This is a genomic window from Streptomyces sp. NPDC059002, from assembly GCF_042740435.1.
In the GTDB taxonomy this organism is placed as follows: Bacteria; Actinomycetota; Actinomycetes; order Streptomycetales; family Streptomycetaceae; genus Streptomyces.
The window spans coordinates 33,774-40,673 of sequence record NZ_JBHYJI010000077.1; the positions used below are offsets into that span (position 1 = coordinate 33,774).

General features: G+C 70.6%; 7 protein-coding genes. All 7 read left to right on the forward strand.

Annotated elements, in window-relative coordinates; translation table 11 throughout:
* Positions 1 to 170 precede the first annotated feature (170 nt).
* The 7 genes from ACFWZ2_RS39215 to ACFWZ2_RS39245 all read left to right on the forward strand — a co-directional run bounded on the left by ACFWZ2_RS39215 (position 171) and on the right by ACFWZ2_RS39245 (position 6,854).
* On the forward strand, positions 171 to 941 hold the full coding sequence (locus ACFWZ2_RS39215; protein WP_384554198.1) for a DeoR/GlpR family DNA-binding transcription regulator: 771 nt from the start codon (positions 171 to 173) through the stop codon (positions 939 to 941).
* 157 nt (positions 942 to 1,098) lie between these two features.
* Positions 1,099 to 2,466 (forward strand): ABC transporter substrate-binding protein, encoded by a 1,368-nt coding sequence (locus ACFWZ2_RS39220; RefSeq protein ID WP_384554200.1) that lies wholly within the window; start codon positions 1,099 to 1,101, stop codon positions 2,464 to 2,466.
* A complete protein-coding gene (locus ACFWZ2_RS39225; protein WP_384554201.1) occupies positions 2,463 to 3,416 on the forward strand; it encodes a carbohydrate ABC transporter permease in 954 nt (317 codons plus the stop codon). The genes ACFWZ2_RS39220 and ACFWZ2_RS39225 overlap by 4 nt, the downstream gene beginning before the upstream one ends.
* Complete coding sequence (locus ACFWZ2_RS39230) at positions 3,416 to 4,270, forward strand: carbohydrate ABC transporter permease (RefSeq protein WP_384554203.1); 855 nt, start codon at positions 3,416 to 3,418, stop codon at positions 4,268 to 4,270. Before ACFWZ2_RS39225 ends, ACFWZ2_RS39230 begins: the two co-directional genes overlap by 1 nt.
* Positions 4,267 to 5,256, forward strand: a complete 990-nt coding sequence (locus ACFWZ2_RS39235) for a zinc-dependent alcohol dehydrogenase family protein (protein WP_384554204.1) — start codon at positions 4,267 to 4,269, stop codon at positions 5,254 to 5,256. The genes ACFWZ2_RS39230 and ACFWZ2_RS39235 overlap by 4 nt, the downstream gene beginning before the upstream one ends.
* Positions 5,257 to 5,318: 62 nt before the next feature.
* Complete coding sequence (locus ACFWZ2_RS39240; protein WP_384554206.1) at positions 5,319 to 5,540, forward strand: hypothetical protein; 222 nt, start codon at positions 5,319 to 5,321, stop codon at positions 5,538 to 5,540.
* 87 nt (positions 5,541 to 5,627) lie between these two features.
* Positions 5,628 to 6,854, forward strand: a complete 1,227-nt coding sequence (locus ACFWZ2_RS39245; RefSeq protein ID WP_384554210.1) for a TerD family protein — start codon at positions 5,628 to 5,630, stop codon at positions 6,852 to 6,854.
* The last annotated feature ends 46 nt before the right edge of the window (positions 6,855 to 6,900 follow it).

Below are 6,900 nucleotides of genomic sequence, written 5' to 3' on the forward strand. Positions count from 1 at the left end.
GAAACGGGCACGCCCACCGCCCGCGCCACAGGCCGCCGCCCCGTGAAACGGGCACATCCGGGCAGCATCGCGCCCGCTGCGAGCCTGGCACGGCCCGTGCCCTGGCTGTAGAACTTCCCCACAGGGCCCGAACGGGCACCGCACGACCCCCTGGGGAAGAGGTGGCACCGATGACCGCGGAAGAGCGTCAGCGGCGGATCGTCAGCGCGGCACGCCACTCCGGCTCCGTCGACGTGACCGCGCTCGCCGCCCAGCTCGGGGTCGCCAAGGAGACCGTCCGCCGCGATCTGCGGGCCCTGGAGGACCACGGCCTGGTCCGCCGCACCCACGGCGGCGCCTACCCGGTGGAGAGCGCCGGCTTCGAGACCACCCTCGCCTTCCGCACGACCATGCACGTCCCGGAGAAGCGGCGCATCGCGGTCGCCGCCGCCGAGCTGCTCGGCGACGCCGAGACGGTCTTCGTCGACGAGGGGTTCACCCCGCAGCTGATCGCCGAGGCGCTGCCCGACGCCGCGGACGGCCGCCCGCTGACGGTGGTCACCGCGTCGCTGACCACCGCGGGCGCGCTCGCCGAGGCCGAGAACGTCTCGGTGCTGCTGCTCGGCGGGCGGGTGCGCCCCGGCACGCTCGCCACCGTCGACCACTGGACGACCCGCATGCTGGCCGGATTCGTCATCGACCTGGCGTACATCGGCGCCAACGGCATCTCCCGCGAGTACGGCCTCACCACGCCCGATCCGGCGGTCAGCGAGGTGAAGGCGCAGGCCATCAGAGCCTCGCGGCGCACCGTGTTCCTGGGCGTGCACACCAAGTTCGGGGCGACCAGCTTCTGCCGGTTCGCGGGCATCGGCGACCTCGACGCGATCGTCACGAGCGACCGGCTGCCCGCCTCCGAGGCCCATCGCTACTCCCTCCTCGGCCCGCAGGTCATCCGCGTCTGACCCCGGCCCGCCCCGTCCCCTCCCCTCCCCTCTCCTCCCCTCTCCTCTCCTCCCTCACCACCCCCACGCTTTCGTACGTCCCCGTGCGCCGCGGCCCCCGCATGCCCCGGCGCATCCGATTCCTCCCCGAATACCCCTCTACGTCCAGGAGCGACTCATGCGAACCCCGAGCCGACGGAGGCCGCGCGTACGCGCCGCGGCCGCCGCAGGGACGCTGCTCGCCCCGCTGCTCGCCGGCTGCTGGGCCGGTGCGGGCGGGACCGGTTCAGGCGGCGACTCCATCAACGTCCTCATGGTGAACAACCCGCAGATGGTGGAGTTGCAGAAGCTCACCGCCGCCCACTTCACCAAGGAGACGGGCATCAAGGTGAACTTCACCGTCCTGCCCGAGAACGACGTCCGCGACAAGATCAGCCAGGACTTCGCCAACCAGGCCGGGCAGTACGACATCGCGACGCTCAGCAACTACGAGATACCGATCTACGCCAGGAACGGCTGGCTGCACGAGGTCGGTTCGTACGCGCGCAAGGACAAGGGCTACGACGAGAAGGACGTCCTGCCGCCCATGCGCCAGTCCCTCACCGGCGACGACGGCAAGCTCTACGGGCAGCCCTTCTACGGGGAGTCGTCCTTCCTGATGTACCGCAAGGACGTCTTCAAGAAGGCGGGCCTGACCATGCCCGAGCACCCCACCTGGCAGCAGGTCGCGCGGCTCGCCGCCCAAGTGGACGGCAAGGAACGGGGGATGAAGGGCATCTGTCTGCGCGGGCTGCCCGGCTGGGGCGAGGTGATGGCGCCGCTGACGACGGTGGTGAACACCTTCGGAGGCACCTGGTTCGACAAGGACTGGAAGGCCCGCCTCGACTCCCCCGAGTTCGAAAAGGCAACTCGCTTCTACGTAGACCTCGTTCGCAAGCACGGCGAGTCCGGCGCCGCCCAGTCCGGCTATGCCGAGTGCCTCAACAACCTCACCCAGGGCAAGACCGCCATGTGGTACGACGCGACGGCGGCCGCCGGATCCCTTGAGGCCGCCAAGTCCCCGGTCAGGGGAAAGATCGGCTACGTGCCCGCCCCGGTGGAGCGGACCGAGAACTCCGGGTGGCTCTACACCTGGGCGTGGGGCATGCAGAAGGCGTCCCGGAACCCGGACAGGGCCTGGAAGTTCATCTCCTGGGCGTCGGGCAAGGAGTACGAGGAACTGGTCGGCGAGAAGATCGGCTGGGCGAACGTGCCCGCGGGCAAGCGCGCGTCGACGTACGCGAACCCCGCCTACCGCAAGGAAGCCGCCGCCTTCCAGGACGTCACCCGCGCCGCCATCGAGGGCGCGCGGCCCCGCGACCCCGGCGTGCAGCCCAGGCCCGCGCCCGGCATCCAGTTCGTCGGCATCCCCGAGTTCACCGACCTCGGCACCAAGGTCTCCCAGGAGATCAGCGCGGCCATCGCAGGGCGCCAGTCCGTCGCATCGGCCCTGGACGCGTCCCAGGAACTCGCCGAGAAGATCTCCGAGGAGTACGAGGGACGATGACCGCCGCCGCGAGCACTTCCGCCGTCGGGCACACGCGCGTGCCCACCGCCCGCAGGCCGGGGTCGCCGGGGCGGCTGCGCGCCTGGGCCACCAGGGCCCCGCTCCTGCCCGCCCTGATCTTCATGATCGCCGTGACCCAACTGCCGTTCGTGGCCACCCTGGTGATCTCCTTCTTCGACTGGAACGCCCTCTACCCGGACGCCCGCCGCTTCACCGGATTCGCCAACTACACCGAGGTCCTCACCGACCCCGACCTGCGCAAGTCGGTCCTGACGACGATCCTGCTCACCGCCTCGGTCGTCATCGCGACCCTGGTCATCGGACTCGGCCTCGCGCTGCTCCTGGACCGCAGGTTCCGGGGCCGCGGCCTGGTGCGGACCCTGCTCATCGCGCCGTTCCTGCTCGTGCCCGTGGCCGCCGCACTGCTGTGGAAGCACGTGCTCTACAACCCCGAGTACGGGCTCTTCAACGGCCTCCTGCACTGGGTCGGCGGCGACGGCGCGACCCAGCCCGACTGGATCTCCAACACCCCGCTCCTCGCCATCGAGGCATCCCTGGTGTGGCAGTGGACGCCCTTCATGATGCTGATCCTGCTCGCGGGGCTGCAGAGCCGCGACACCGAACTCATCGAGGCCGCCCGCGTGGACGGCGCGAACAACTGGCAGATCTTCCGCCATCTGACGCTGCCGCACCTGCGCCGCTACCTCGAACTGGGCGCGCTGCTCGGCTCGATCTACATCGTGCAGAACTTCGACGCCGTGTTCACGATCACCTCCGGCGGCCTGGGCACCGCGAACCTCCCGTACACCGTCTACCAGAGCTTCTACCAGGCCCACGAGAACGGCCTGGCCTCCGCGGCCGGAGTGCTCGTCGTCATCGGCTCGATCATCATCGCGACCTTCGCCCTGCGGGTCGTCTCGTCCCTGTTCCGTGAGGAGGTGTCCCGCTGATGAGCACGAGCACGGCAGGCATCGGACGCACCAGGCGCACCCAGGGAATCGGCCTCGGGCTCACCGCCTGGCTCGCCGGGATCCTGTTCTTCCTGCCCATCGCGTGGATGGCCCTGACGTCGTTCCACTCCGAGGAGGACGCCGCCACCAACCCGCCCTCGCTGGCCGCCTCGCTCACCCTGGACGGCTACCGCGACTTCTTCGGCGCGGGCGGCGGGGCGAGCCCCTGGCCCTCGCTGATCAACTCGACGGTGGCGTCGGCCGTCTCGACCCTGTGCGTGCTCGTCCTCGCGCTGCCCGCCGCGTACGCCCTGTCCATCAGGCCGGTGAAGAAGTGGACCGACGTCCTGTTCTTCTTCCTCTCGACGAAGATGCTGCCGGTCGTGGCGGGCCTCCTGCCGATCTATCTGTTCGCCAAGAACACCGGCCTGCTCGACAACATCTGGCTGCTCGTCATCCTCTACACCTCGATGAACCTGCCGATCGCGGTGTGGATGATGCAGTCGTTCCTCTCCGAGGTGCCCAAGGCGATCATCGAGGCCGCGCAGATCGACGGGGCACGCCTGCCGACCGTCCTCACGCGCGTGGTGGCCCCCATCGCGCTGCCCGGGATCGCCGCGACCTCCCTGATCTGCTTCATCTTCAGCTGGAACGAACTCCTCTTCGCGCGGGTGCTCTCGGGCGTCGTCGCCCAAACTGCGCCCGTCTTCCTGACCGGCTTCATCACCAGCCAGGGCCTGTTCCTGGCGAAGGTGTGCGCCGCGTCGCTCGTGATCTCCCTGCCGGTGCTCGCCGCGGGGTTCGCCGCCCAGGACAAACTGGTCCAGGGCCTGTCGTTGGGAGCCGTGAAATGAAGGCCGCGATCGTCGAGTCGGTGGGCAAGGTCGTCGTCGGCGAGGTGCCCGACCCGACACCGGGGCCCCGGGAAGTCGTCGTGGAGGTCGCCGCGTGCGGCCTGTGCGGCACCGATCTGCACATCCGCCAGGGCGAGTTCGCCCCGACACTGCCGGTGGTGCCGGGCCACGAGTTCGCGGGCACCGTCGTCGGACTCGGCCGTGACGTGCGCGAGCTGGCCGTCGGCGACCGGGTCGCGGTGGACCCCTCGCTGCACTGCCACGAGTGCCGGTACTGCCGGTCGGGGCGGGGCAACCTCTGCGAACGGTGGGCCGCGATCGGGGTGACCACCGCGGGCGGCGCCGCCCAGTACGCCCTCGCGCCCGCCGCCAACTGCGTCCGCCTGCCCGACCATGTGCGCACCCAGGACGCGGCCCTCATCGAACCGCTCTCGTGCGCGGTGCGCGGCTACGACGTCCTGCAGTCCCGGCTCGGGGCGCACGTCCTGATCTACGGCTCGGGGACGATGGGCCTGATGATGCTGGAGCTGGCCAAGCGGACCGGCGCCGCCAGCGTCGACGTGGTCGACCTCAACCCGGAGCGCCTCGCGACGGCGGCCCGGCTCGGCGTCTCGGCGTCGGCGGCCGGCGCGGACGAGCTCGACAGGGCCGAGGGCTGGGACGTGGTGATCGACGCGACGGGCCACGCGGCCGCCATCCAGGACGGACTCGGCCGGGTCGCCAAGGCGGGCACCTTCCTGCAGTTCGGCGTGGCGGACTACGCGACCCGGGTCAGCATCGACCCGTACCGCATCTACAACCAGGAGATCACCATCACCGGCTCGATGGCCGTCCTGCACAGCTACGAACGGGCCGCCGAGCTGTTCGCGGCGGGGGTGATCGACCCGGACGTGTTCATCAGCGACCGGCTGCCGCTCGACTCCTATCCACAGGCACTGGACCGGTTCGCCTCCGGGGTGGGGCGGAAGATCGTCGTGGTGCCGTAGCCGGACGGGCCTGCGCCGTAATTCGATACCGCTCGGCATGGCGGGGACATACGCTCCCGGCCATGCCGAGACCTCAGGGATTCACGTACGAACAGCGCGCCGACGGCAGCGTCACCATCACCCACGCCGGCCGCGCGGCGGGCACCCTGCGCGGCGCCCGCGCCGAACGGTTCATCGGCGAGCTCGAAGGCGGCGATCCGCAGCTGGTGATGGCCCGCTGGACGGGCAACTACAAGCGCGGCAACGAACGGTCGGCCCGCGCACATCCCCGTAATCGGGGCTGATCAGGGCCCTGATGAAGCCCGGAAAAATCCTTGCGCGGGTAAGGGAACGGTAAAGCGAGATCGTTCGTTACCCCAGGCATGACAGCTATGACCCCCGGCTCGAACATCCCGCTGACCGCCGCCCGCGTGGCGGTGGACGTCGCCGCTCCGGTGCGGCTCGACGTATCGGGCCTGCTGCTCACCGCCGACGGCAAGGTGCGCTCCGACGACGACTTCATCTTCTTCAACCAGCCCTCGGGCCCCGGTGTGACCTACCAGTCCGGCGGTGGCACGACGCCCGACAAGGTCACCGTCGACACGACCGCCGTGCCGCCCGGCATCGAGAAGATCGTCGTGACCGCGAGCCCGGACGCGGCGGGCCAGACCTTCCAGGGCGTCGAGCCCACGGCCACCATCCGCAACGCGGACGACGGTTCGGTGCTCGCCACCTTCACCCCGCCGCAGCTCGGCACCGAGACGGCCCTGGTGATCATCGAGATCTACCTGCGCAACGGCGCGTGGAAGGCCCGCGCGGTCGGCCAGGGGTATGCGAACGGCCTCGCGGGCATCGCCACGGACTTCGGCGTCTCGGTGGAGGAGCCCGCCCCGGCCCCGGCCGCCGCCCCCGTCGCGCCGCCCGCGCCGCTGGCGCCCCCGGTGGGCCAGCCCGTGCAGGGTCCGCCGCCGGTCGCCGACCCGCGCCTGGCCGCCCCCGCGGCGCCCCCGGCGCCGCCCGCCGCGCCCGCGCCCGGCGCCGGGAAGATCAACCTGGACAAGGGCCGGGTCAGCCTCCAGAAGAACCAGACGGTGTCCCTGGTCAAGGGCGGCCGCCCGCTGCTCTCGCAGGTCAAGATGGGCCTCGGCTGGGAGCCCGCGTTCCGCGGCAAGGACATCGACCTGGACGCGTCCGTCATCGCGTACGGCCCGCAGCGCAATCACGTGGACAGCTGCTACTTCGGCAAGCTGTCGATCGTGAACGGCGCGATCAAGCACTCCGGCGACAACCTCACGGGCGAGGGCGGCGGTGACGACGAGGTGATCGTCGTCGACCTCGGCCGGCTCCCCCAGGACGTCACGGGCCTGGTCTTCACGGTGAACTCGTTCTCCGGCCAGAAGTTCACGGAGGTCGCCAAGGCGTACTGCCGTCTGCTCGACGCGGCGACCGGCGAGGAGCTGGTCCGCTTCGACCTGACCAACGCCGAGGCGCAGACCGGCGTGATGATGGCGAAGCTGATCAAGCAGTTCACCGGCGAGTGGGAAATGACCGCGATGGGGCAGTTCGTGAAGTCCCGTACGGTACGCGGCATGGTGAAGCCCGCGGCGCAGGCGCTGTAGTCGGCCGAACATACGCGTGAGGGGCGGCGGACCGCAGGTGCGGTCC

Excerpts from the sequence above, each read along its gene's own strand:
- ACFWZ2_RS39235 (WP_384554204.1), top strand. The coding sequence starts at position 4,267 with ATGAAGGCCGCGATCGTCGAGTCGGTGGGCAAGGTCGTCGTCGGCGAG.
- ACFWZ2_RS39245 (WP_384554210.1), top strand. The coding sequence starts at position 5,628 with ATGACCCCCGGCTCGAACATCCCGCTGACCGCCGCCCGCGTGGCGGTG.
- ACFWZ2_RS39225 (WP_384554201.1), top strand. The coding sequence starts at position 2,463 with ATGACCGCCGCCGCGAGCACTTCCGCCGTCGGGCACACGCGCGTGCCC.
- ACFWZ2_RS39220 (WP_384554200.1), top strand. The coding sequence starts at position 1,099 with ATGCGAACCCCGAGCCGACGGAGGCCGCGCGTACGCGCCGCGGCCGCC.
- ACFWZ2_RS39230 (WP_384554203.1), top strand. The coding sequence starts at position 3,416 with ATGAGCACGAGCACGGCAGGCATCGGACGCACCAGGCGCACCCAGGGA.
- ACFWZ2_RS39240 (WP_384554206.1), top strand. The coding sequence starts at position 5,319 with ATGCCGAGACCTCAGGGATTCACGTACGAACAGCGCGCCGACGGCAGC.
- ACFWZ2_RS39215 (WP_384554198.1), top strand. The coding sequence starts at position 171 with ATGACCGCGGAAGAGCGTCAGCGGCGGATCGTCAGCGCGGCACGCCAC.